The organism is Pseudoalteromonas sp. NS-SX12 (assembly GCF_057367955.1).
Genome location: NZ_CM170634.1, coordinates 2552883 through 2577408 on the forward strand (window position 1 = coordinate 2552883; position 24526 = coordinate 2577408).

Sequence of the window (24526 nt, forward strand, 5' to 3'; positions counted from 1 at the left end):
TGAATAAGAAAAAGGGCAACATGTTGTTGCCCTTTTTTATTTGCTACAATACCTACCTTGCTTGTAATTAATCAAAGTCATGACTCGATTATCTAAACCTAAATCTGCACAAATTACTAAAAAGCCAACACGACCAAATAAACAACGTGTCGCAGCAGCTAAAAAACACATCAAAACTCGTGATGTAAAGCCACACCAAGGACCAACTCATATCGTGCTATTTAACAAGCCTTTTGATGTGCTAAGCCAATTTACCGATGAAGGTAATCGCAAAACACTCGCTGATTTTATCGACATTAAAGATGTGTATGCCGCAGGTCGTCTCGATAGAGACAGTGAGGGATTATTACTGCTTACCAACAACGGTAAGCTGCAACATAAAATTGCTTCACCTAAACATAAATCACCGAAAACCTACTGGGTGCAAGTAGAAGGTGATGTAACACAAGATGCCATAAACGCCCTATCGCAAGGCGTTGTGCTGAAAGATGGTAAAACCCTACCGGCAGACGTTAAGCGGATCAATGAGCCCAAAGTTTGGCCACGTAACCCACCTATTCGTGAGCGCAAAGCAATTCCGACAACTTGGCTGTCAATCACCATCACCGAGGGTAAAAATCGCCAAGTAAGACGTATGACAGCACATGTTGGCTTTCCGACGTTACGCTTAATTCGTTACGCCATTGGCAAATACACCTTGGACGGTATTGAAAATGGCGAATATAGACTTATAACAGAGAATAAATAAGCACCTTACTCGCGCATTTTAGAACATGTTTTATTAAAACAGCTATGATATAATTCGCGCCTCAAATTTTCGGAGTAATTCAATACCATGAGTGATAACAGTAACATCAAAGTCATCGTTGGCATGTCTGGCGGTGTAGACTCTTCCGTTTCAGCTTATTTACTTAAGCAACAAGGCTATCAGGTAGAAGGCTTGTTTATGAAAAACTGGGAAGAAGATGATACTGATGAATACTGTGCAGCTGCGGAAGATTTAAAAGATGCGCAAGCTGTATGCGAAAAACTGGGTATTGAGTTACACACGGTAAACTTTGCCGCAGAATATTGGGATAACGTGTTTGAGTATTTCCTTGCTGAATACAAAGCAGGCCGTACACCTAACCCTGATATTATGTGTAACAAAGAAATCAAGTTTAAAGCGTTTCTTGAATTTGCTGCAGAAGCGCTCGGTGCAGACTATATTGCAACCGGTCATTATGTTCGTCGCGCTGAAAAAGACGGTAAAGCAACGCTAGTACGTGGCCTTGATGACAATAAAGACCAAAGCTATTTCCTATACACCCTTGGTCATGAGCATGTTGCGCAAACCTTATTCCCAGTAGGCGAAATTGAAAAGCCAGAAGTACGCCGTATCGCGGAAGAACAAGGCCTGATTACCCACGATAAGAAAGATAGCACAGGTATTTGCTTTATTGGTGAGCGCAAATTTAAAGACTTCTTACAAAAATTCTTACCAGCTCAACCTGGCAAAATTGAAGATTGCGAAGGCAACGATGTTGGCGAGCATGAAGGCTTAATGTATCACACCTTAGGTCAACGCAAAGGCCTACTCATTGGTGGTATGAAGGAAGGTTCGGGTGAGCCTTGGTATGTTGTAGATAAAGATATCGCGCGTAACGTACTTGTTGTTGGTCAAGGTAAAGATCACCCTCGCCTATATTCAAACGGCCTAATGGCAAATCAGCTGCACTGGGTTGACCGCGTAGGTCCGCAATCAACGCTACGTTGCACAGTGAAAACCCGTTATCGCCAAACTGATATTCCATGCACTTTACTTGTTGGTGAAGACGGTGTTGCACGCGTATTATTTGATGAGCCGCAAAAAGCCGTTACCCCAGGTCAATCTGCGGTATTTTACCTAGATGAAACATGTTTAGGTGGCGGTATTATTGATTCGGTGATCCGCTAATGGATAAAAATCAGGTTATGGCGCTTGCCGCCATGTGCCAAATTACCAAAGCAGTGCAAAAAGTTGCGCAAACCGGTTCAATAACCGATTATGAAATGCAGCAACTACTTTCGGGTATTTTAGTAACCAATCCAGATGCACCGTCAGATGTATTTCGTGATATGGATTTACGCCAAGGTTATCAATTAGTTGTTGAACAACTCGAATCAGGCCAAAATAAAAGCATTGAGCTTGTAAAGTACGTTGGCGGTTTAATTCAGTTAGAACGTGCTTTAAACGCAAACCCCAAAGCATTAAATGAACTTGGCTCACGCATTAATTCAATCGACGCACGATTGGCACATTTATCAATTTCAGATGACGCCATTATTGCAAGCCTTGCGGACATTTATGCCGATGTAATTAGTCCGCTTGGACAACGTATTCAAGTATTTGGTAAACCAGCATTGCTACAACAAAAATCGGTGCAACATCGTATTCGCGCCCTGTTGTTAGCTGGTATACGCGCCGCAGTATTATGGCGCCAAGTTGGTGGTAAACGCCGCCACTTTTTCTTTGGCAAAGGTAAAATTGTCAAAATTGCAAAACAGTATTGTTAATCTCTAGTACAAATATTTAGGAGTGATTATGGAGCTTTCAGCGTTAACTGCTATTTCACCTGTTGATGGTCGTTACGGCAGCAAAACAACTGAGCTTAGAGAAATCTTTAGTGAGTATGGCCTAATTAAATACCGCGTTACTGTAGAAGTTCGCTGGTTACAAGCACTTGCTGCTGCCGAGGGTATCGACGAAGTACCATCACTAAGCGCTGAAGCAAATCAAATCTTAGATAACATCGTTGCAAACTTTAATGAAGAAGATGCAATGCGTGTTAAAGACATTGAGCGCACCACAAACCACGACGTGAAAGCGGTTGAATACCTACTAAAAGAAAAAGTAGCTGACAACGCCGAGCTTAATGCAATTAACGAATTTATTCACTTTGCATGTACCTCAGAAGACATCAATAACCTATCACACGGTTTAATGTTAAAAGAAGCACGTGAAAACGTTCTTTTACCATACTGCGATAAGCTACTTGATGCTGTTCACGCACTTGCAAAAGAATACCAAACAATTCCGATGATGTGTCGTACACACGGTCAGCCAGCTTCACCTTCAACTATGGGTAAAGAAATGGCAAACGTGTACATGCGCTTAAAGCGTCAACGCGACCAAATCGCTAATGTAGAATTACTTGGTAAAATCAACGGTGCAGTTGGTAACTACAACGCACACATTAGCGCTTACCCTAACTACGACTGGCATGCACACGCTGAAAAGTTTGTAACAAGTCTTGGTCTTGAGTGGAATGCGTTTACAACACAAATCGAGCCACACGATTACATCGCGGAACTTTACGATGCAATTGCACGTTTCAATACTATCTTAATTGATTTTGACCGTGACGTTTGGGGCTACATTGCGCTTAATCACTTCAAGCAAAAAACAATTGCAGGTGAAATTGGTTCATCAACCATGCCACACAAAGTTAACCCAATTGATTTTGAAAACTCTGAAGGTAACTTAGGTATTGCGAACGCAATTTTTGCACACCTAGCGCAAAAACTACCAGTATCTCGCTGGCAGCGTGACCTTACGGATTCAACCGTGTTACGTAACTTAGGTGTAGGTATGGGTTATGCGTTAATCGCTTACCAAGCAACGCTTAAAGGTATTAGCAAATTAGAAGTTAACCAAGAGAAGCTACTTGCTGAACTTGACCAAAACTGGGAACTACTTGCTGAGCCAATTCAAACTGTAATGCGTAAATATGGCATTGAAAAGCCATATGAAAAACTTAAAGAATTAACACGTGGTAAGCGCGTTAACAAAGAGATCATGGCTGATTTCATCGATAATCTTGATTTACCAGAAGCGGTAAAAGAAGAATTAAAACAACTTACACCGGCTAATTATATTGGCCGTGCAGTTGAATTTATCGACGACATCAAATAACCAGCAGTTTTAGCTTGAATAAAAAGCGAAAGGTATTTCTAATATCTTTCGCTTTTTTATTATCAATTTTTAGAGACGCCTATGTATCAACTCAGTTTCAATATCAAAACACCAGATGGTGTTAAAACCCGCTCTCAACAAGAATTTATTAATGAGTATTGGCAAAAAAAACCGGCGTTAATCAAGTCGGGGTTTGCTGACTTTGTTGATCCAATTAGTCCAGATGAACTTGCAGGCCTTGCGATGGAGGAATGCATTGAGTCGCGTCTTATTTCTAATCACAACAATGAATGGCAAGCACACCACGGCCCGTTTGAAGATTTCGAATTATTAACACCAAAAAACAGCACACTTCTTGTGCAAGCCGTTGACCACTGGCATCCTGAGGCTGCCGAGTTAATCGAACCGTTTCGCTTTATTCCAAACTGGCGTATTGATGATTTGATGATCAGCTTCTCAACGCCCGATGGTGGCGTTGGGCCTCACTTAGATCAATACGATGTATTTATTATTCAAGGCCAAGGTAAACGACATTGGCGCGTTGGCGAATCTAAGCAAAGCTTCAATGAAGTGATTCCGTGTAAAGATCTGCTGCAAATTGACGGGTTTGATGCCTGTATTGATGAAGTACTTGAACCAGGCGATATTTTATATATTCCACCTGGCTGCCCTCACGAAGGTTACGCAGTCGAAAACGCCATGAACTATTCAGTTGGCTTTAGAGCGCCAAATCAGCGCGAATTATTGTCGTCATTTTCAGATTACCTCATTGATAACGATTCGGGTAATACACGTTACAGCGATCCAGCGCTTCAATTACGTAATAACACCGGCGAGTTTTTAGCAAATGAAGTCGCAGATGTTAAACGACAAATGCTAGATGCACTTAATAACAATCAAGATTTTAATTTATGGTTGTTACAAAGTCTGAGCGAAGCAAAACACGATCTCGATTTAGCGCCGCTTGAAGATGAATACGAACCCAGTTATGTACTTGAATTACTAAACCAAGATATTGAAATTCATCGCCTAGGTGGTCTTCGCTGCTTTTATTTATCAACAGAAAGCAATGTGTTGTTTGCAGTAAACGGTGATGTACTTACCCTACCACTTTCGTGCCTTTCATGGGTGGAAACACTTTGCCAAAACGTAACAGTGACATCCGATCAGATTAAAAGTTCCACAACTTGTTCACACTTTATGCAAAACTTTACTAATCTTTTAAATGAGGGCTATTGGTATTTCGATTAGTAGAGGAAATGATGAGCTTCACATTTAAACAGGTCACATGGCGAGAAAAGCGTAACGAACTCAAACAAGTGAGGGAAAAAGTATTTGTTTATGAATACCATATCCCAAAAGACGTTGAATTTGATAAGTGCGATTTAAGTTGTCAGCATCTGCTTGGGTTTGATCATCAAGGTAACAGCATAGCAACCGCAAGAATAACGCAACAAGGTGAAATTGGCCGCGTTGCTGTGCTGCAAGCTTACCGAACTCATGAGTTTTATAATCTAATGTTTGAGCAAATTGCGTTGTGTGCGAAAGAATTAGGTGCCGAAGAACTAAGTTTCAATTGTAATATTGTTGAGAAAGAAAAATTTAAGCGCTGCGGTTATGCCGAACAAGGCAATGTGTTTATGGAGGCTGGAATAGCGCGACAACGATTATCGTGTCCGTTATCGCGTTTTGACCCTAAACCCTTTACTTTGGTTCATTAGTCCAAAGTTTTTCATTGCTGTATAAGTCATACAGACCTTCAGCACGGTTCACAAGCAAGTTAGCAAAATCGATTTGAGCTTTGTCACCTGCACTGTTTTTAGCAAGCTGGTCTGCTTTTAATTGCCATTGAAACGAAAAATGGCGAAGTGCGTCACGGGCATTGGTTGCCGCAGTCACTTCAACGTGATCTGTCGGTAAATTGCCAGACACAACCCAATAAGTTTTGCCTTGTTGACTTTTGATTTTCCAAATTGCACACATAGGCGCAATATAACGGCTTTCTTTATCTAGAATCGTCTTTGGAATAACGCCTTTTTCTGCTAAATGTTTATTAGCGCGATCAAGTGTAGAGCGGATCCATTGATTTTGAGCAGCTTGAATTTCTGCTTGAGTTGGTTGTGGTTTTTGTTCTTGGTTTTCCATAATACATCTTTAGAAAATTTCAATTTCATCACTGTACTGTGTCACCCTTTGCAAAGCAAGATGTAACGTTAAAAAGATGAATTTGGTTGTGTCAAAAATGTTAACTCTTGCTCAGTAGATTTGCGCCCTAATATGGCGTTGCGGTGTGGATAACGCCCAAACTGGTCGATTATTGACTTATGCGCCGCTTCAAATTCATAACTAGGATGATCTTTATACAGCATCATCGCCAATTCATGAATTTTCGCGCTTTCGCTGTGCATAAATGGTAAGTACATAAACCCGACTTCAGTTTCATTAAGTTGCTTATCAAAGCCCTTATCAATTGCTGTTTGCGCCAAAGCTAGCGCCAACGGATCTTGGCGAAACGCCTGAGCTTGGCCTCTAAAAATATTCCTTGAAAACTGATCGAGCACTATTATCTCACACAGCGAACCCATCGCAGTGTGTCGCCAATGATGTAATTCGCCTGCAATCGCTGCATCAAGAATAACCGTAAATTTATTGTTGATTGTTTTATCTAGCGCGTCATTAACAGAAAACCAATCATTAGGTGTTAATTCCGTAAACCAAAAGTCGTATATATCTTGATAATTCATATTATCCCAACCAACTAATAAATTGATTAATCACCAACGCATTTACAATATCAATAAAAAATGCGCCCACCAAAGGTACAACAATAAATGCTTTAGCTGAAGGCGAATAGTGTTGCGTTACCGCCGTCATATTAGCAATTGCTGTTGGTGTCGCGCCTAAGGTCAACCCAGCATAGCCAGAAGCCATTACCGCTGCATCGTAGTTCTTACCTAGACTAGGAAACACTACATAGGTGCTATAGAGTATTGTCGCCAACACCTGAAAAACAAGTAACACAACAAATGGCATTGCTAAACTCGTCAACGTCCAAATCTTAATACTCATTAACGACATTGCTAAAAATACCCCTAAGCAGACATCGGAAATAAACGACAACGACGCACTATTAGTAGGCCAAAGCTTAACTGATATTAAGCGTGGTACCGTGTTACTAATAATGATGCCGGCAAACAGACAACATACAAAAAATGGTAATTCAAAATCAAAATAAACTAATGCGGCTTCAATACGATTACCTAATCCAATTGCCAGTAAAATAACAAAGATACTGATCAGAAACTGATCTATGTTAACACTTGCAAATTTCGCATTGTCATGGGAAACCCCAACTTTCAGTGGCTTAGCAGAATAAACCGTTTGTTTTAACTGGTGCTTCTCTATTATGAACTTCGCGATAGGACCACCAAGCACACCACCAAAAATTAAGCCAAATGTCGCGCACGCCAAAGCGAGTTCCAACGCCCCTTCAATCTGATACTGCTCACTAAAAAATGGCGACCAGGCGATTGCCGTGCCATGCCCACCGCTTAATGAAATCGAGCCACCTAGCAATCCGCTCACCGGTGGCATGCCAAACGAGGTAAATACACCAATCCCAACAAGGTTTTGTAAGATTAAAAAACCGACTGCCAGTAGTAATAGAATCATTAAGCTTTTACCGCCTTTTATTAGGCTATCTAACTGTGCATTTAAGCCAATCGTGGTAAAGAAAATGATGAGTAGCACATCGCGCTGTTGAAGTGAGAAAGTGATTTCAGTATTGAAAACATAAAACGACAAAGCCGCTAAACTTGAGGCAACAATGCCGCCGGTAACGGCTTCTGGAATATTAAAGCTTTGTAACGGCTTATAACGACGGTTTAACCATTTACCTAAAAAGTAAACCAGTATTGCCGCCATTAAGGTAAGCCGTTCATCTATCAGCATCTAATGTCCTAGTATTTTTGCAGGGTCCGTTTTGCTGGCTTTAACTGCTGGATAAATGCACGCAATTATCGCCATTGTAAACGTAATCGCCGCGGTGATCAGTAAATCGTTTACGTTAAGCTGACTTGGTAGATAGTCTATAAAGTAAACACCAGACAACACATTTTTGCCTAGCAATTCACTTATTAGTAAATAAATATCACTTACTGTCAGCGATAAAATAATGCCTAAAATCAAACCAATACCTAACCCTATTGCCGCCTGATGAATACCTTGTAGTAAAAAGCAGCGCACAATTGTGCCATCGGTTGCACCCATGGTTTTTAAAATCGCAATACTCGCGCTCTTTTCTTTCACTTCCATAATCAAGGTAGAGACAATATTAAAGCTAGCAACAGCGACAATTAAAAACACCGTGATGTAAACAATTAAGCGCACCATTTGTATATCTTGATACAAATTGCCCTGACTACGGTACCAGGTTTCGATATACACCAATTCATCTAATTTTTGACCTATCGCAAGGGCGCTGTTTCTCACATTAAATACATCACGTATCTTAACTTGCAGCCCATCAAACTGGGTATTGCTCACGTTTTTTAGCTGTTGCGCTTGGCTTAATGCAATTTGGCCAAAATTCATATCAAGTTGACCACCTAAATTAATGGTGCCAACTAAGCTTAAATTAATTCGCTTAATACTCGCGAGCGATTGAGTTCCAGGCTCTGGCAGTAACACAGACACCGTATCACCAGTTTCCAGCTGTAACTTATTTGCCAGAGCCTTACCGAGAATAACCTCACCCTTTTCAAGATTAACGCTGCTTTTAGGGGAAATGTACTTAGCACTGTCTGACACGGTCGCGTCTAACTCTGGATCAACGCCTTTTAATAGCACGCCATGCATTTTACCTTTGTGCGACACCATCGCATTTAGCTTAATATAAGGGGCAACTGCGACCGCTTCTGGATGACTGAGTAGTTTTTCTTGATGAGAAGCGAAATTATCCAGCGGTTTTGCTGGCGCATAATACTCAATATGTGGAATAACGCTTAATAAGCGATCTTTTAGTGCAACTTCAAAGCCGTTAATCACCGATAGCGCCAAAATAAGCACCGCCACACCAAGTGAAATACCAATTGTAGATGACTTACTAAAAAAGCCACTAACCGTGGTATCGCCTTTACCGCGTCGAAAACCTTTAACTAAATAAACACTTAAACTCATTGGCTAACCAACTTTCCCTGTTTAATAAACATGGTTTTATCAAGCTTTGCCGCTAACTCTAAATCATGGGTCACCACAATAAACGCAGTATTGTGAGTGGTTTTTAGCTGGTTAATCAGTTCGTATATGTTCTCGCCATTATCTTTATCAAGGTTACCTGTCGGTTCATCAGCAAGCACTAATGCAGGTTTGGTGATAAGCGCACGGGCAATGGCAACACGCTGACGTTCACCACCCGAGAGTTGATCCGGTTTATGCGTAATTCGATGACTTAATCCCACGTTTTCGAGCATTTCACTTGCTTGAATTTTGGCGTCTGATTTTGCCATTCCCCCAATCAATAGCGGCAGCATCACATTTTCAAGCGCGCTAAACTCCATCAGTAAATGGTGAAATTGATATATAAAACCAATGTGCTTATTACGAAAATCGGCTTGCTGCTTGCGATTAAGCGTCGTTGTATCGACACCTTTTATTTCGATTTTACCAGTATTAGGCTTATCTAATGTGCCGAGCAAATGTAATAGCGTACTTTTACCCGAACCTGAGCTGCCAACAATGGCAAGTGTTGTGCCCGCTTCAAGGGTTAAATTTAAATCATCTAAAATATCAACTTTAACATCGCCATCTTGATAAGACTTAGCGAGGTGTTCACATTTTACTACTAGGTGATTATTCATATCGTAAAACCTGTGCTGGTGCTAATTTCGCAGCGCGTCTAGCGGGATAAAAGGTGGCTAAATAGCTCATCGCAATACTTAACGTAAAGATCACACCTACTTGCAACCAAGATACATCGACCGGTAACTGCATACCTGCAATAATTTGAATGCCAATCAGTGCTAATATTTCATTAATGTTTAGCGCAACAGCTAAACCAAGTAGTACCCCAAGCACACTGCCAACTAAGCCATTGTATAAACCTTGTACCATAAATACCTGTAACACACCGTTGGGTGTTAAACCTAAGGTTTGTAAAATCGCAATTTCAGACTGTTTTTCAGATACCATCATGGTCAATGCCGAGAGAATATTAAAAACCGCAACTAAAATAATCAGTCCAAGTAATAAGCTCATAATGCGCTTTTCCATTGCCACTGCAGAAAAGAGCGAACCTTGGGTATCTTTCCAATCTGCTACCTTCAGCGTTTTCAGCTCTGGCATGTCATTAATTAGGTCATCTAATTTAAATGGATCGGTTAAATACAGTGCAAATTCGTTAAAACTCGATGGTTTTATACGATTAAGTCTTAATAAGTTTGGTGTACTCGTTAAAATTACCTGACTGTGAAACGCGCTGTTATCAAGCAGTACTGAAACGGTAAATAAACGTTGCGATGGCATACGTCCAACTGGGGTAAAGGTAGTGACACTCGGTAGCATTAAGCGAATTTTATCGCCGACAGAAACATTAAGCTCTGTTGCTAAGCGCCGCGTAATCGCTACCGAATATTTAGTGTTCGCCAATTGTTTAACGGTTTCACTATTAAGCATGACTGTCAAAGGCGTGTCTTGGCTATCATCTATGCCATAAATTTTTGCCGCTAATAATTTAGTATTTGACACAACCAACCCTTCACTGCTTTTAAAACGTGATATTGAGGTAACATCTGGATGTGTTGCCAAGGTTTGATACAAGGGGTGGTTTTGCTTGTCGGGTAGTACAACAGATAAATGCGGCGTAATTTGCAGCATCGATTGCTTAAGTCGGTTCTCAAACCCGTTCATTACGCTGGTCACACAAATTAGCGCAATGATACCGAGCGTAATACCCGCGATAGAGAAAAATGAAATAAAAGAGATAAAGCCGTTGCCTTTGGCTAATTTCGCATAGCGCATGCCAATAAACAAACTAACTGGCTGAAACATAGATTACTGATTGTTTAATAAGTGTAATTTTTTGGAAGTTTAACACTTATTAATAAGAAGTGTATTATTTTCTAGGCAATCTCAAAATAACAGATCTGATCAGTGAAATTTTTGCCATAATTCCAGTTAAGCTACTGTAACTATTTAAACAGTCTAGGTAGAATACCGCGTCTGCAATATAGGGGTATGCCTTTTGTTCGAGCGATTTAAGCACTTTCAACTCCGTGGTGACTTATTTGGTGGTGTCACTACTGCAATTATCTCACTACCACTTGCCCTAGCCTTTGGTGTGGCGTCAGGCGCGGGTGCCGAAGCCGGTATCTGGGGCGCTATTTTAGTGGGCTTATTCGCTGCACTGTTTGGTGGTTCAAACTCGCTCATTTCTGAGCCAACCGGTCCGATGACCGTGATAATGACTGCAGTACTGACCGCAATGATGGCCAAACACCCAGAGCAAGGCATGGCAATGGCCTTTACCGTGGTGATGATGGCCGGCGCATTTCAATTTTTACTTGGTTCATTAAAACTCGGTAAATACGTTACCTTAATGCCTTACAGTGTTATCTCCGGTTTTATGTCAGGCATTGGTGTTATTTTAATTATCTTACAATTAGCACCACTTTTAGGCCATCAAACGCCATCTGGTGGCGTAGTCGGCACGCTGACTGAACTCCCCAGTTTAATTTTCAATCTTCACTTTTCAGAATTATTTTTAGGTCTTGCAACGCTCGGTATCTTATTTTACTTCCCAAAGAAATACCGTAAATATATCCCCGCTCAACTCGTTGCACTTATCGCAATTACGCTTGTTTCCGTTATTTTATTTAGCGATGAATCGATTCGCCGTATCGGTGAAATTCCAACCGGGTTACCTAATTTAGTATTCCCGACGTTTACCGCCGACCAATTCGTTACCATGATCATTGAAGCCATGGTACTTGGCACACTTGGTTGTATCGATACCCTTTTAACTGCCGTAATCTCTGACTCATTAACGCGTCAAGAACACGATTCAAATAAAGAACTGAAAGGTCAAGGTATCGCTAACATGATCTCAGGTTTATTTGGCGCACTGCCGGGTGCAGGTGCAACCATGGGCACAGTCGTGAGTATTCAAGTGGGTTCTCGCTCTCCTGCCGCGGCAATTATCCGCGCCGTTATTTTGATGCTTGTGGTATTAGTTGCTGGCAGTTTAATTGAGCCAATTCCAATGGCGGTGCTTGCAGGTATCGCGCTGTATGTTGGTATCTCGATTCTCGATTGGAGTTTTTTACAGCGCGCGCACAAAGCCAGCATGCAGCAAACCGCGATTATGTATGCGGTAATGCTACTAACTGTTTTTGTTGACTTACTTATTGCGGTTGGCTTGGGTGTATTTATCTCAAATATCATCGTGATTGAACGATTAAGTCGTGAGCAGGCAAAACAAGTCAAAGCTATTAGTGATGCTGATGACGACGATGTACCGTTAAATAAACAAGAGCGGGCAATTTTAGATAAAGCAAAAGGCAATATTTTGTTCTTTTACTTGTCGGGTCCAATGATTTTCAGTGTATCTAAAGCGATTTCTCGTCAGCATTCTTCTGTACATAAGTACAAAGCGATGATCCTAGATTTAAGTGATGTGCCGATGATCGATATGACCGTTGGTCTCGCCTTAGAAAATGCCATTAAAGATGCTATAGAAGCACGCTGTGAAGTCTTTTTATATTGCCCAAATAATGATGCTAAACATCAACTTGAAAGGCTTGGCATTGATGAATTAATCGGTAAAGAACGTTTTGTAAATACACGACTTGAGGCACTTAATCAGTCGTTAGAAGTTATCGAGAACGTGCCGTTCACCGGCAGCTAACTGAAAGTTAAATAAATTCTTTGCCTGAACTCCCCTGTTCGGGCTAAGATTATTTATTATTTAATGATTTACAATGCATATGTCCGACCTCATCGAACAATTTAATCAATACTTTCAAATCGAACACGCAATTAGCGTTAACTTAGAACAGGTTAACGAAGATAAATTGCCTAGCGATGACAGTGACATAGACAAAATAATCCCACCGCTATTTAAACTAGCCAATGAAGTAAACGTGCTAGAGCAAACCGCCCTTCGCCCACTCAGACAGCTAGGTGATGTAGCAGATGATTTAGCGCAGTACCTTAAATTACAGTCACGTAAAATTGACCTTATTTTGTCGCATATATTAGCGACGGAAAATGAAGACGAAGCTCAGCTAGAAACGGTAAGTTTTGGTGGCAGCGGCTTTGTACTGCAAACAAACACTTGCTATACCCCCAACAGTTTTTTTCGGAGCAAACTGTTTTTAGCGGATGAAGCGGCAGCAGTGTTTTGCTTTACCCAAGTTGTGGATAGTGAACCGCACCAAGATGGATATAAGACACGATTTATATTCAGCCACATTCGAGAACAAGATCAAGAACTTATGGTTAGAGCAAGCCTGCATACACAAGCCAAAGTGTTAAAAAAGAAGCAATCAAAGAAAAACATCAATTAAACACTAATAAATAGTGTCGCCATTTGCTAATATTGGCCAAAATTACCCTTGTTAACTACTATGAACACTGTTTTTCCAGCTGAATGGGCATTGCAAGATGCCGTGCTTTTAACTTGGCCGCATAAAGATACTGATTGGGCCGATATTTTGCCTCAAGTTGAGCTCACCTACCTTGCTATCGCAAAAGAAATTCTGTCGCAGCAAGCACTTGTGATTGTTGCGCATAATGATGCGTTAAAACAACATATTAGTGCGCTTTTTCATAGCAACGATCTACCATTAGACAAGGTCCATTTTGTTGTATGCCCAACTAATGATACGTGGGCGCGTGACCATGGGCCAATTAGCACATATCGTGGTGACACTCTTCATGCCCTTGATTTTACCTTTAATGGCTGGGGTAATAAGTTTCAATCAGAACTTGATAATGCGATTAATCAGCAGCTATTTAACACAGTATTAGCCAATGGCGCATCATCACAAAAAGTGCCGCTGGCACTCGAAGGTGGTGGTATTGAAAGCGATGGTAACGGCACACTGTTAACAACCAGCGAATGCTTATTAAACGACAATCGTGAAAACAATTTAAACAAAGCACAGCTAGAAGCAAAGCTAACGGAATTATTAGGCGTTAATCACTTTCTTTGGCTTGATCACGGTTACCTTGCAGGAGACGATACCGACAGCCATATCGACACGTTAGTGCGTTTTGCACCTAACGATGCCTTAGTTTACGTTTCATGCCCTGATCAAAACGATGAGCACTTCCAAGCGTTAGACGCAATGGCTAAGCAGTTACAGACATTCACTACAAAAAGTGGCGAGCCTTATACTTTGCACGCCTTACCTTGGCCACACGCGAAATACGATAACGATGGCGAGCGCCTTCCAGCAACCTATGCCAATTATTTAATTATCAATAACAAGGTATTGGTACCTACTTACCAAGATGCTAATGATCAAGCTGCACTTGATGTAATCGCAGAAGCCTACCCTCAACATCAAGTTGTTGGTATTGACTGTCTGCCATTAATTCACCAATTTGGCAGCTTACACTGTATTACCATGCAATTACCTAACGGTTTTTTACGGAGCTAATTATGTCTCAAACGATTAAAGTTGCGGCAATTCAACATTCAAATAGCGGTGATTTACAGCATAACCAAGACAAAACAGTACTTGGCATAAAAGAGGCCGCAAAAAATGGTGCCAAGTTAATTGTATTGCAAGAACTGCATCGCAGTCTTTACTTTTGCCAAGTAGAAAGTACCGATAACTTTGACTTAGCAGAATCGATTCCAGGCCCAAGTACCGCGCTTTACGGTGCGCTTGCAAAAGAGTTAAATGTCGTTATTGTTACCTCATTATTTGAAAAACGTGCAACGGGCTTGTATCACAATACCGCCGTTGTACTTGATACTGACGGTGAAATCGCGGGCACTTACCGTAAAATGCATATTCCTGATGACCCTGGCTTTTATGAAAAGTTTTACTTCACACCGGGCGATTTAGGTTTTCAACCAATCGAGACCTCAATTGGTAAACTGGGCGTGTTAGTATGCTGGGATCAATGGTTCCCTGAAGCTGCGCGTTTAATGGCAATGGCAGGTGCAGAGTTTTTAATTTACCCAACTGCCATTGGCTGGGATTTAGACGACGACAGTGCTGAACAACAACGTCAACTTGATGCTTGGGTTATTGCCCAGCGTGCTCACGCGGTATCAAATGGACTGCCTGTGATTGCCTGTAACCGCCAAGGCCATGAAGCCGACCCAAGCGAGCAAAGTAAGGGCATTCAGTTCTGGGGCAATAGTTTTATTACTGGTCCACAGGGCGAAATTTTGGCGCACGCGTCAAATAATGACGATGAAATCCTGTATGCCGATATCGATCGTGCACGCAGTGAATCCGTACGTCGTATTTGGCCGTATTTACGTGACCGTCGTATCGACCATTACCAAGATCTAACGAAATTATACCGAGATTAGTAAGGAGTGACATTAATGCAAAGTCAGTGGCTTAACTTACCCTGGATCAAAACCCAAAACGACAAAATTGCGTGGGGCAATTTAGCAGGTTCAGCCTTAAGTTTAGCAATTTCAGATGCGGTAAAAAGCCACGCTGGATTTAAATTAATTGTCACTCAAAACACACAGCAGGCGCTTAAGCTTGAAGCTGAGCTAAATTACCTGTTGCCTAATATCCCAGTTAACTTATTTCCAGACTGGGAAACCTTGCCTTACGACCATTTTTCGCCGCACCAAGATATAATTTCCCAGCGCTTAAGCCTATTAAGTCAGCTTAGAAATCAGCATAACGGAGTGTTGATTGTGCCTATTGCGGGGCTTATGTTGCGCACCGCCCCGTGTGAATTTATTTACGGTAAGGCAATCAAATATAAAGTTGGTGACACGCTCGATAGCATGACGTTGCGCACCGCACTCGAGTCGGTTGGCTATATCAACGTACAACAAGTAATGGCCCATGGTGAATTTGCGATTCGTGGTTCCATCATCGATCTATTCCCGATGGGTAGTAATACGCCGCTACGTATTGATTTATTTGATGATGAAATTGACTCAATTCGCCAATTTGATCCGGAAACTCAACGCTCACGGGACAACATTCAAGAAATTGACTTATTGCCCGCGCACGAATTTGGTACCGACGAAGACGACATCGAGCGTTTTCGTATTAACTATCGTGAAACCTTTGGCATGGCACATGAAAAAGGCTCTGTCTATTCACAAGTCAGTCAAGGTAGTTTGCCCGCAGGTATTGAATATTATTTACCATTGTTTTTTGATAACACCGCAACCCTGTTTGATTATTTACCAAGTGACAACGTTATTTTTACCTTGGGCGATATTGAACACAGCTGCCGTGAAACTTGGCAAGATATTGAAAAACGCTTCGAAAATCGTAAAGTTGATCCATTACGCCCACTGCTCGAACCGTCAAAGCTTTATCTTAATGTAGAAAACTTATTTTCTGCGCTAAATGGTTCGCCGCGCGTTGCGCTCTCTCAAGCAATGCTTGGTACGAAAGCAGGCAATAGCAATATCGCCCTTGATGCTATACCTGATATCCGTGTAAACCATCAACTTAAGCAGCCGTTTGAACACGTCTTAAACTACATTAGCGCGTTAAAAAGTGATAACACGCGTATTTTATTTTCAGTAGAAAGTGACGGCCGCCGTGAATCATTATTAACTTTGCTGAAACCAACTGGGTTAAAGCTTTCAGAGTTCGAGTCTATTGATCAATTTACTGCAGCAAACAGTGATGTTGGCTTAATTGTTTCACCGCTTGAGCAAAGTATTCACCTTACTACGCAAAACTTATGCATTATCACTGAGCAAGAGCTGCTTGGTGTAAAAATATCTCAAAGACGCCGTCGCAAACATAAATACGAAGTCAGTCAAGATTCAATTATTCGTAACCTTGCTGAACTGCAAATTGGTCAACCCATAGTACATTTAGATCACGGTGTCGGCCGTTACCAAGGGCTAGAAACCATTGACGCTGGGGGTGTCAGTACCGAGTTTGTTACCATTCATTATTTAAACGACGCGAAGCTTTATGTGCCTGTGGCATCACTGCATTTATTATCGCGTTATTCAGGTGGCGACTTAGAAACTGCTCCACTCAATAAACTGGGCTCCGAAGCGTGGGAAAAAGCCAAACGTCGTGCCGCCGAAAAAGTCCGCGATGTTGCCGCTGAATTACTTGATATTTATGCCCAGCGCGAAGTTAAGCCAGGTTACGCATTTAACCATGACAGCAGCGCTTATCGCCAATTTGCCGATAGCTTTCCGTTTGAAGAAACCGATGACCAACAAAATGCCATTGGAGCCGTACTGAATGATATGCAAAAAGCACAAGCGATGGACAGACTTGTGTGTGGTGATGTTGGTTTTGGTAAAACTGAAGTTGCGATGCGCGCCGCGTTTGTCGCAGTAAACGACTCTAAGCAAGTCGCGGTTTTAGTGCCAACTACCCTGCTCGCTCAACAGCATTTTGAAAACTTTAAAGACCGTTTCGCCAACTCTGCCGTTGAAGTCGCCTTATTGTCACGATTTAAAACGGCAAAAGAGCAAAAACAAACGCTTGAAGGCTTAGCTGAAGGTAAAATTGATATCGTTGTTGGAACACATAAGTTACTGCAGCAAGACATTAAGTTTGATGATCTTGGCTTACTGATTGTCGATGAAGAACACCGTTTTGGCGTACGCCAAAAAGAAAAAATTAAGTCGTTACGTGCTGATGTTGATATTTTAACGCTCACCGCAACGCCAATTCCGCGTACGCTAAATATGGCAATGAGTGGCATGCGCGATTTATCAATTATTGCCACACCACCGGCTAAACGTTTAGCAGTCAAAACCTTCGTTCGTCAAAGCGACGATGAACTGATTAAAGAAGCAATCATTCGTGAAATTAAACGTGGTGGCCAGGTTTACTTCTTACATAATAATGTTGAAACCATCGACAGCTTTGCAAGCGACATTGCTGCGTTAGTACCTGAAGCTAATGTTCAGTACGCCCACGGGCAAATGCGCGAAAAAGAACTCGAATCATTAATGTCGGATTTTTACCACCAAAAGTTTAACGTGTTGGTGTGTACCACGATTATTGAAACTGGTATTGATATTCCAACCGCAAATACCATTTTGATTGATAGAGCCGACCGTTTTGGCCTTGCACAATTGCACCAATTACGTGGCCGCGTTGGTCGTAGTCATCACCAAGCCTACGCCTATTTGCTGACTCCAAATGAAAAACTGATTAGTAAAGATGCGAAGAAACGTTTAGAAGCAATTTCATCACTGGAAGATCTTGGCGCTGGTTTTACCTTAGCAACGCACGATTTAGAAATTCGTGGTGCGGGTGAACTATTAGGTGATGAGCAAAGCGGTCAAATTGAAAGCATTGGCTTTAGCTTGTATATGGAAATGCTCGACCAAGCTGTTGAAGCGTTAAAACAAGGCAAAGAGCCAAGCCTTGAAAACTTGCTACGCAAACAAAGTGACGTTGATTTAAAAATTCCTGCGCTTATTCCAAACGACTACATTCATGATGTAAACACGCGATTAAGCATGTATAAACGTATTGCAAGTTGTACTGATAAAGATGCAATGGATGAATTGTCAGTTGAATTAATTGACCGATTTGGTTTACTACCAGAAGCATTGCAAAACCTATTTGCAATTCAACAACTCAAAATTACGGCCTCAAGCCTTGGTATAACTAAGATTGATGCCAATATCAAAGGCGGTTATTTTGAATTTGGCCAAGATACTAAAGTCGATCCAAGCTTTATTATTGGATTACTTCAATCCAATCCGCAATTTTATAAGATGGAAGGCGCCAGTAAATTGCGTTTTATGATTGAAGAAAAGAATAACCAAGAGCGCTTAAAGCTCGTTACTGCAATGCTAAGAGACTTTGCCCAAAAGGTTGTAAAATAATGATAATAAAATATGTTTTGCCGTTAAGCCTGCTTAGCGCAAGTTTTATGGCCAGCGCCAATTTACGTTGGTTTGATATTGAATTGATCTTTTTTGAAAGACCCACCGATAGCGAATTAAAAGAAGATCTTTCAGCCGAAGACTTCCCAGCGATTAACTACACTAACAGTAAAGACATTATCGCTGAAGCCTATCAAGAACTGCAAAATGTGAAATATAAAGAATGCATGGGCATCGAAGTCGATAATGAAAATGGCGAGCAGATTGACGGCCTTGACCAGCCTGCCATTAGTAGCAATGAAGTTATTGAAACATTAGAGACATCACCACAAATTAATAACGGCGATGAACTTGATAACCTTGCGCAGCTTGAGTGCCAACGTTTTAGCAATGTAGCCGAATTAGAGGCGTTACCGCTTACCCCAGATGCACTGACGTTCGAACACACCGATTACATTTACTTGTTATCAAAAGAGCAGCTAGAGCTTAACGAAACCGTAAGCCGCTTAAAACGACGTGGCTTAACGCCGTTATTGCACACCGGTTGGCGCCAACCTGAAAGTAATATTCGTAACGCGACACCTATGTACTTGTATGGTGGTAAGAATTTATCGGCAGTTATTAATAAGTCAGAAAATGAGCAATCACTTGAGCAAATGCTTAATGAATATACGCAATTTGAACAAAGCGATGCAATTGATTTAAATGGCGTGCCGCAAAGTTCAGACATAGATGCGTTTCCAAACGATATTGTTAACAACGTTGAACCGTTCGAAAACACGCCTAGTCCGCTTTTAACTGAACAAACATGGCAGCTACAAGGCAAATTTAAAGTATTTATTCGTCGCAATTATCTCAATATTGAAGCCGATTTTGATCTCAACGAGTTAGTGGAACAGACCGTTGACAACATCAACTTTACTGATGGTGACAATGGCTTGGCTTTGCAACAACTCACTGAAACTGTATTAAAAACCGAACGATTTTCACAATTCCGTCGTGTGATAAGCTCCGAAATACATTATTTCGACCATCCAAAGCTCGGCATTATTATGCAAATTCGTCGTTATAACCATTAAGGACTTTGTCTTATGAAAAAATTATTTATTACTGCTGCTGCACTACTTACGTTAACTGCATGTTCAAAAGTGACCTTAGAAAACTACGAAAAAATTAAAGTAGGTCAAGACAAGCAAGAAGTTGAAGCGATCCTTGGCAGCGCATCACAATGTGAAGAAAAAACCATGCACACAGACTGTACTTGGGGCAATGACAGCACAAACATTAAAGTAACCTTTGTAGGCGGTAAAGTAACCCTTTACTCAGAGAAAGGCCTTTAATCGCATATTGCCGATACAATATAAAAAGCCGAGCTATCTCGGCTTTTTTTATTTTTAAAAACGCTAAGTTTAACTAATGCTAAGCCGTAATTACCGCACAAACATATTTATTATTAAGCTAAGTTCATTCACATCTAACTGTTCTGAATACATATTTTTATGTGCAAGAAGCATCGCATAAATATTCAAATTGGTATAAGTTGTACCTTGATTTAACGCAAAGCTTGTACAGAAACTTATGAATATTCGCAATATTGACCTAAATCTGCTGGTATATTTAAACGTCTTATTAGAAGAACGAAGTGTTTCACGCGCTGCAAACAAGCTTGCTTTAACACAGCCAACGGTCAGCGCTGCATTAAAACGACTACGTGAATATTTTTCTGATCCTTTATTGGTTCGCACCGCAGGTGGCATGCAACCAACTGAAAAAGCATTAGCACTTAAACCACAGATCAATGAGTTTATTCGCCTCAGTGAATCAATCACCCAATCCGACAGCCAATTTGACCCGATTACTGCGCAACACACCTTTAAAATTTTAACCAACGATTATATTGAAAGCTGTTTACTGTTTCCGTTTATAGCGAAGACTGCTGAGTGTTATCCGAATATTAGCTACAACATTACGTCCCCTGGCGACAGTTCACTTGGTGAATTGCAAGAAGGCAGTGTTGATATCGCAATTAACCGCTTTAAACAAGCGCCGACATCATTTCACCAAAAACGATTATGGCGCGATAATTTTAGGGTGATCTGTCATCAGGATAATCCGTTTGCACAAACGCCAGACCTTAATAGCTATTTAACACAGCCACATATTTGGGTGAGTCGCAGTGGTATTATCAGTGAAAACCGCATTTCAAAAGATAGTCATCCCAGTAAGCTTGGCGAGCTTGACGAAGCCCTTTGGCAGATGGAAAAAAAGCGTAATATTCAGATATTTACCCGCCATTTTCAAGCACAAGCGTTAATCACCGGCAGTAAAAGTTTGCTGCTTACTATTCCTAACCGCTTGGCATTGGCGAGTTTTCAAAACGAACCATTGGTTACCTTGCCATTGCCATTTCAAATGGTGCCGCAAGAGATCAGCATGGTTTGGAGCCCAATAAAGCACTACGACCCAGCGCACACTTGGCTGCGCCAGCAATTGACAGGGTTTGCATCTACTTTACCGAGTTAAGCTTAGATTTAGCACAGCTAATATAGACAACATCTATATCAACAATTGAATTATTCAATTTTTAAATTTTGATTAGGTTAGTTACTCTTTTTGTTAAGGCAAATGCCAATTTATCAACAAAAACGAGGAACATTACAATGAGCTCAGGTCAATTTCATAAACATCAATTCTTATACATTGAAGAAAACTTATTTAACCAGTTAACAGCAACTTACCATTTAGATAACGCAGAATGTCAGGCGCAGTTTATTGAGAATTACATTAAACTATTGAAAGAGTTTGGTGGCAAAATCAGAAAAGCGATTACTAAGCCGTGCGTACACACTATTAGCAATGAATCACTCTGTGAACTGGCAAGCGTTACAACACCAAGCATTACGGCTCGCCTGTTGGCTGGTGAAACCTTAGAAATTAAAGATAAATACAGCTGTCCCACACCAACGTTAGTATTTGCAGCTTTTATTGCTGCCGCAGGTAATGCACAAGTTGTTGATGTTAAGAATATTGATGCAGCGCTGCTGTCGGTATATCAACAATGCGTTGATTACTTGCGACCGCTTTATCAATCACAACTAAAACTATCAGCCTAATGTTAAGGCTAATGTTTCTTGAAATTGCTTAAAGGATATCGTGTTATCCTTTAAGCTTTTTTCCGCCTCAAATAAACCCTTTGTTAGATAGTTAGCCGCTTCTAAACAACCCAAATGATAAAACAGCGAAACAACCGCATTTATCAGTGCAACTGGGGTTATCTCATCACTACCCACTAAACTGTGCAACGGTCCGTGTTTTGGTTCAAAAATACAGATGTCATTGCCAAAATTAGTTTGGCTTACCTTGTTTATTTGCCCTAAACTACCCGTAAAATATTCATTTAAAATGGTCGCTAAATAGTTCGCTGCAATATAAATGGTATCGCCCTGCTCTGTGCGGTTTTGAGTGAAAAACTGCAGCAAAGAGCACACATCAATTGCAATATCATCAACATATTTTGGCAATGAATCATCGTCTGATTTTTGACTGTAACGCTTGATTGAACTGAGCGCCCAACGCACAACACTGCCCTCAGAAATCGGTAAACTATTGGCATGGTGCACTATAGTGATTTTTTTAATATTTCGCAATTTTGCTAGCTCAATTACAGAAGATAGCAGCATATCTACGCCACTTTCTGAAATATACTTAAGTGCCATTACACTTTTTTCTGCCAGTGGCACCTTATTGACACCTAGCTCTTCTTTTAAAAATGTCGCAAGTAAATTGCCATCAAATGAATCCGTTTGCCATTCAAGCTTTATCGGCAAATCTTCACTGTTATCGCGCAGGACATAAAGAGCATTACCATTATGTGATACATATCGTGTATACGACGTGCGCAGTCCAAGTTCGTGGCGTAGCGCGACATTAAGGGATTTAAAACCATAACCTATCGGTGCGGTAATAGGCCCTATTAATGCGCATTTGTATTGTTCGATTACATTCAATGTTTCTTCAGGAAACCAATCACCTTGATACTGCGCAGCGGCTTTCTCACCGCAAAGTACAGCTTTCCAAATAATTCTACGCTGCTCGCCATAGCACTTTTTAAGTACGTACTCGGCGATAGTGCGGGCATAGGTCATTAACTCAGGGCCTACACCATCACCTTCAACATAAGGTACACAAAATTCTTGATTGGGTTGGATTGTCATAGTGCGGTTGATTGGTTTATTTTCCTACACTATGACAAATATGTAAGCTTAGGTTCAAGCTTTATAACTAAAGTGTTGATAAAACCTTAGTAACATGGCTTTGTCGTGCTCAGCGAGGTGCAACTTTTGGCCAAGTTTATCAATCAATTTAATCACCTTGTTAATGTAGGCAGCATACCCTGCTTTCACTACACAGTTTTCAGCCATGTAAAATACTAAATAGGCGTTACTATTGATGTAGTCGTCGTCAATTAGTTGGATCACTTCATGTTCTGTATTGCCAAAATTTAAACTCACTAGCTCACCGTTTTGATTAGCACTGCCTGAGACTAAGTTTGACTTAACAACCGGATAGCGATTCGATGCAACATAGGCTAAGTGACTTATGCCAGCTTCTTGTGCTAGTTGAATAAGCAAGTGTGATACTTCACCATGCATCTGACTGACATCGTATTCATGATTCAGCACTTTTTCACTAAGCAGTTCACTAAAATTGGCTTTTACCACGATAAAGGCTTTACTGTTGCGCTCTTGCGGCAAGGTTAAACCAGAGCTTTCATAACGTTTTTCAATAACACGAAAACCATGAGCTTTCGATTGGGTCGCCGATGAGTGCTTTTCAAGTCCAAAACTAATGTGTTGGTGATCTTGCAGTTTAATTGCATCAACAAAGCTAAACGCCGCTTTAATTTCATTTACCAACATCACAACTTTTTGATGAAATAACGCTGCATTTTCACGTAAATTTTCGCCGGTAGCAAAACACACGAGGCGAAAAGAATGGATGGTGCTTGCATCGTCTGCGCATACACCCACTACGCCTTTACTTTTTTCTGGGTTGTAGTAAACGATATGCTGCTCATTAGTGGTGTTAATTTCATTATCAACACCATAACGTACTCGGATAAACTTGTTTGACGCAATCAAGGCAACAAAATCTATCTCATGGTTTGCGACAATACGTCTTACCTTGTTAAGCAATAACGAAAGTAATTCTTTTGGCGATGGGTTAAGTGTTTTGTCAGATAATTGTGCAACAAGCGCGTCATTTACCGCGAGCTCCGCGATCACATACTGATTGTCCCTTGAATCAGCCGGTACATAAACGCGATTATCTTGCTGCTTATTACGACTAATTAAACTTCTATTCCTGATGATTCCCATGTGCTTTCAACTCAATTGTGGATTTGCCGAGAGCTTAGGTGGGTTTAATTACAATTAGTTTGCAGTTTAGTGACAGGTAAATTAAATAGGCGAGCAATGCATTCTAGAACTAGTTTACAACGCGTTTTATTCGATAATTAATATCAAATATTAAATTTGAATGGCATCGCAATGATCGTT

At 40.9% G+C, this 24526-nt stretch carries 23 protein-coding genes; 15 read left to right on the top strand and 8 right to left on the bottom strand.

The window, feature by feature from the left end; all coding sequences use genetic code 11:
• Positions 1–79 precede the first annotated feature (79 nt).
• The 6 genes from AC2IOM_RS11840 to AC2IOM_RS11865 all read left to right on the top strand — a co-directional run bounded on the left by AC2IOM_RS11840 (position 80) and on the right by AC2IOM_RS11865 (position 5655).
• Positions 80–748, top strand: coding sequence for an rRNA large subunit pseudouridine synthase E (locus AC2IOM_RS11840; RefSeq protein WP_486358481.1), 669 nt, complete (start codon positions 80–82; stop codon positions 746–748).
• Positions 749–835: 87 nt separating this feature from the next.
• Complete coding sequence (mnmA, locus tag AC2IOM_RS11845; RefSeq protein WP_010560189.1) at positions 836–1936, top strand: tRNA 2-thiouridine(34) synthase MnmA; 1101 nt, start codon at positions 836–838, stop codon at positions 1934–1936.
• The gene (gene hflD / locus AC2IOM_RS11850) at positions 1936–2535 is read left to right on the top strand and encodes a high frequency lysogenization protein HflD (RefSeq protein ID WP_100913301.1); all 600 of its coding nucleotides are present in this window, start codon (positions 1936–1938) and stop codon (positions 2533–2535) included. The genes mnmA and hflD overlap by 1 nt, the downstream gene beginning before the upstream one ends.
• A 28-nt stretch (positions 2536–2563) precedes the next feature.
• A complete protein-coding gene (purB, locus tag AC2IOM_RS11855) occupies positions 2564–3934 on the top strand; it encodes an adenylosuccinate lyase (protein WP_100913300.1) in 1371 nt (456 codons plus the stop codon).
• 81 nt (positions 3935–4015) lie between these two features.
• Entirely contained in the window at positions 4016–5185 is a 1170-nt protein-coding gene (locus AC2IOM_RS11860) for a JmjC domain-containing protein (RefSeq protein ID WP_486358482.1), read from the top strand.
• 8 nt (positions 5186–5193) lie between these two features.
• The gene (locus AC2IOM_RS11865; RefSeq protein WP_084616533.1) at positions 5194–5655 is read left to right on the top strand and encodes a GNAT family N-acetyltransferase; all 462 of its coding nucleotides are present in this window, start codon (positions 5194–5196) and stop codon (positions 5653–5655) included.
• On the opposite strand, the gene AC2IOM_RS11870 is transcribed toward AC2IOM_RS11865, so the two are convergent.
• The 6 genes from AC2IOM_RS11870 to AC2IOM_RS11895 form a co-directional block, all read right to left on the bottom strand.
• Positions 5639–6079 (bottom strand): DUF4826 family protein, encoded by a 441-nt coding sequence (locus tag AC2IOM_RS11870; protein ID WP_010560194.1) that lies wholly within the window; start codon positions 6077–6079, stop codon positions 5639–5641. The two genes, AC2IOM_RS11865 and AC2IOM_RS11870, sit on opposite strands and share 17 nt — an antisense overlap.
• 68 nt (positions 6080–6147) lie before the next feature.
• The gene (locus tag AC2IOM_RS11875; RefSeq protein ID WP_486358483.1) at positions 6148–6678 is read right to left on the bottom strand and encodes a DUF924 family protein; all 531 of its coding nucleotides are present in this window, start codon (positions 6676–6678) and stop codon (positions 6148–6150) included.
• A 1-nt stretch (position 6679) separates the two neighbouring features.
• Complete coding sequence (gltS, locus tag AC2IOM_RS11880) at positions 6680–7885, bottom strand: sodium/glutamate symporter (protein WP_486358484.1); 1206 nt, start codon at positions 7883–7885, stop codon at positions 6680–6682.
• The gene (locus AC2IOM_RS11885) at positions 7886–9112 is read right to left on the bottom strand and encodes an FtsX-like permease family protein (RefSeq protein WP_486358485.1); all 1227 of its coding nucleotides are present in this window, start codon (positions 9110–9112) and stop codon (positions 7886–7888) included. It abuts the gene before it with no gap.
• A complete protein-coding gene (gene lolD / locus AC2IOM_RS11890) occupies positions 9109–9792 on the bottom strand; it encodes a lipoprotein-releasing ABC transporter ATP-binding protein LolD (protein WP_100913294.1) in 684 nt (227 codons plus the stop codon). The genes AC2IOM_RS11885 and lolD overlap by 4 nt, the downstream gene beginning before the upstream one ends.
• Positions 9785–10981 carry a lipoprotein-releasing ABC transporter permease subunit gene (locus AC2IOM_RS11895; RefSeq protein WP_486358486.1) on the bottom strand — a complete coding sequence of 399 codons (1197 nt, stop codon included), beginning with the start codon at positions 10979–10981 and terminating at the stop codon, positions 9785–9787. The genes lolD and AC2IOM_RS11895 overlap by 8 nt, the downstream gene beginning before the upstream one ends.
• Before the next feature lie 193 nt (positions 10982–11174).
• Between AC2IOM_RS11895 and AC2IOM_RS11900 the strand changes: the two genes are divergently transcribed.
• From AC2IOM_RS11900 to AC2IOM_RS11940, 9 genes are all read left to right on the top strand, one after another.
• On the top strand, positions 11175–12836 hold the full coding sequence (locus tag AC2IOM_RS11900; protein ID WP_010560200.1) for a SulP family inorganic anion transporter: 1662 nt from the start codon (positions 11175–11177) through the stop codon (positions 12834–12836).
• A 73-nt stretch (positions 12837–12909) separates the two neighbouring features.
• Complete coding sequence (locus AC2IOM_RS11905) at positions 12910–13497, top strand: PilZ domain-containing protein (RefSeq protein WP_327077695.1); 588 nt, start codon at positions 12910–12912, stop codon at positions 13495–13497.
• Between the two features lie 60 nt (positions 13498–13557).
• Positions 13558–14595 (top strand): agmatine deiminase family protein, encoded by a 1038-nt coding sequence (locus AC2IOM_RS11910; protein ID WP_486358487.1) that lies wholly within the window; start codon positions 13558–13560, stop codon positions 14593–14595.
• 2 nt (positions 14596–14597) lie between these two features.
• The gene (locus tag AC2IOM_RS11915; RefSeq protein WP_010560203.1) at positions 14598–15485 is read left to right on the top strand and encodes a carbon-nitrogen hydrolase; all 888 of its coding nucleotides are present in this window, start codon (positions 14598–14600) and stop codon (positions 15483–15485) included.
• Positions 15486–15500: 15 nt separating this feature from the next.
• Positions 15501–18968 carry a transcription-repair coupling factor gene (mfd, locus tag AC2IOM_RS11920; protein ID WP_486358488.1) on the top strand — a complete coding sequence of 1156 codons (3468 nt, stop codon included), beginning with the start codon at positions 15501–15503 and terminating at the stop codon, positions 18966–18968.
• On the top strand, positions 18968–20047 hold the full coding sequence (locus AC2IOM_RS11925; RefSeq protein WP_486358489.1) for a CsiV family protein: 1080 nt from the start codon (positions 18968–18970) through the stop codon (positions 20045–20047). The genes mfd and AC2IOM_RS11925 overlap by 1 nt, the downstream gene beginning before the upstream one ends.
• Before the next feature lie 12 nt (positions 20048–20059).
• On the top strand, positions 20060–20308 hold the full coding sequence (locus tag AC2IOM_RS11930) for a hypothetical protein (RefSeq protein ID WP_010560206.1): 249 nt from the start codon (positions 20060–20062) through the stop codon (positions 20306–20308).
• 238 nt (positions 20309–20546) lie between these two features.
• Positions 20547–21491 (top strand): LysR family transcriptional regulator, encoded by a 945-nt coding sequence (locus AC2IOM_RS11935; RefSeq protein WP_486358490.1) that lies wholly within the window; start codon positions 20547–20549, stop codon positions 21489–21491.
• Positions 21492–21628: 137 nt separating this feature from the next.
• Complete coding sequence (locus tag AC2IOM_RS11940; RefSeq protein ID WP_486358491.1) at positions 21629–22081, top strand: hypothetical protein; 453 nt, start codon at positions 21629–21631, stop codon at positions 22079–22081.
• On the opposite strand, the gene AC2IOM_RS11945 is transcribed toward AC2IOM_RS11940, so the two are convergent.
• Both AC2IOM_RS11945 and AC2IOM_RS11950 read right to left on the bottom strand, forming a co-directional pair.
• On the bottom strand, positions 22073–23182 hold the full coding sequence (locus AC2IOM_RS11945; protein WP_486358492.1) for an isocitrate/isopropylmalate family dehydrogenase: 1110 nt from the start codon (positions 23180–23182) through the stop codon (positions 22073–22075). The genes AC2IOM_RS11940 and AC2IOM_RS11945 overlap by 9 nt on opposite strands.
• Positions 23183–23236: 54 nt before the next feature.
• Positions 23237–24346, bottom strand: a complete 1110-nt coding sequence (locus AC2IOM_RS11950; RefSeq protein ID WP_486358493.1) for a DUF3083 family protein — start codon at positions 24344–24346, stop codon at positions 23237–23239.
• Between the last annotated feature and the right edge of the window lie 180 nt (positions 24347–24526).

Bases quoted from the DNA above. Each gene is read 5' to 3' on its own strand.
- AC2IOM_RS11875 (WP_486358483.1), bottom strand. From the start codon at position 6,678: ATGAATTATCAAGATATATACGACTTTTGGTTTACGGAATTAACACCT.
- AC2IOM_RS11940 (WP_486358491.1), top strand. From the start codon at position 21,629: ATGAGCTCAGGTCAATTTCATAAACATCAATTCTTATACATTGAAGAA.
- AC2IOM_RS11935 (WP_486358490.1), top strand. From the start codon at position 20,547: ATGAATATTCGCAATATTGACCTAAATCTGCTGGTATATTTAAACGTC.
- AC2IOM_RS11885 (WP_486358485.1), bottom strand. From the start codon at position 9,112: ATGAGTTTAAGTGTTTATTTAGTTAAAGGTTTTCGACGCGGTAAAGGC.
- AC2IOM_RS11840 (WP_486358481.1), top strand. From the start codon at position 80: ATGACTCGATTATCTAAACCTAAATCTGCACAAATTACTAAAAAGCCA.
- lolD (WP_100913294.1), bottom strand. From the start codon at position 9,792: ATGAATAATCACCTAGTAGTAAAATGTGAACACCTCGCTAAGTCTTAT.
- AC2IOM_RS11950 (WP_486358493.1), bottom strand. From the start codon at position 24,346: ATGGGAATCATCAGGAATAGAAGTTTAATTAGTCGTAATAAGCAGCAA.
- mnmA (WP_010560189.1), top strand. From the start codon at position 836: ATGAGTGATAACAGTAACATCAAAGTCATCGTTGGCATGTCTGGCGGT.
- AC2IOM_RS11925 (WP_486358489.1), top strand. From the start codon at position 18,968: ATGATAATAAAATATGTTTTGCCGTTAAGCCTGCTTAGCGCAAGTTTT.
- AC2IOM_RS11930 (WP_010560206.1), top strand. From the start codon at position 20,060: ATGAAAAAATTATTTATTACTGCTGCTGCACTACTTACGTTAACTGCA.
- hflD (WP_100913301.1), top strand. From the start codon at position 1,936: ATGGATAAAAATCAGGTTATGGCGCTTGCCGCCATGTGCCAAATTACC.
- AC2IOM_RS11915 (WP_010560203.1), top strand. From the start codon at position 14,598: ATGTCTCAAACGATTAAAGTTGCGGCAATTCAACATTCAAATAGCGGT.
- AC2IOM_RS11945 (WP_486358492.1), bottom strand. From the start codon at position 23,182: ATGACAATCCAACCCAATCAAGAATTTTGTGTACCTTATGTTGAAGGT.
- AC2IOM_RS11870 (WP_010560194.1), bottom strand. From the start codon at position 6,079: ATGGAAAACCAAGAACAAAAACCACAACCAACTCAAGCAGAAATTCAA.
- AC2IOM_RS11865 (WP_084616533.1), top strand. From the start codon at position 5,194: ATGATGAGCTTCACATTTAAACAGGTCACATGGCGAGAAAAGCGTAAC.
- AC2IOM_RS11860 (WP_486358482.1), top strand. From the start codon at position 4,016: ATGTATCAACTCAGTTTCAATATCAAAACACCAGATGGTGTTAAAACC.
- AC2IOM_RS11895 (WP_486358486.1), bottom strand. From the start codon at position 10,981: ATGTTTCAGCCAGTTAGTTTGTTTATTGGCATGCGCTATGCGAAATTA.
- AC2IOM_RS11910 (WP_486358487.1), top strand. From the start codon at position 13,558: ATGAACACTGTTTTTCCAGCTGAATGGGCATTGCAAGATGCCGTGCTT.
- gltS (WP_486358484.1), bottom strand. From the start codon at position 7,885: ATGCTGATAGATGAACGGCTTACCTTAATGGCGGCAATACTGGTTTAC.
- mfd (WP_486358488.1), top strand. From the start codon at position 15,501: ATGCAAAGTCAGTGGCTTAACTTACCCTGGATCAAAACCCAAAACGAC.
- AC2IOM_RS11905 (WP_327077695.1), top strand. From the start codon at position 12,910: ATGCATATGTCCGACCTCATCGAACAATTTAATCAATACTTTCAAATC.
- purB (WP_100913300.1), top strand. From the start codon at position 2,564: ATGGAGCTTTCAGCGTTAACTGCTATTTCACCTGTTGATGGTCGTTAC.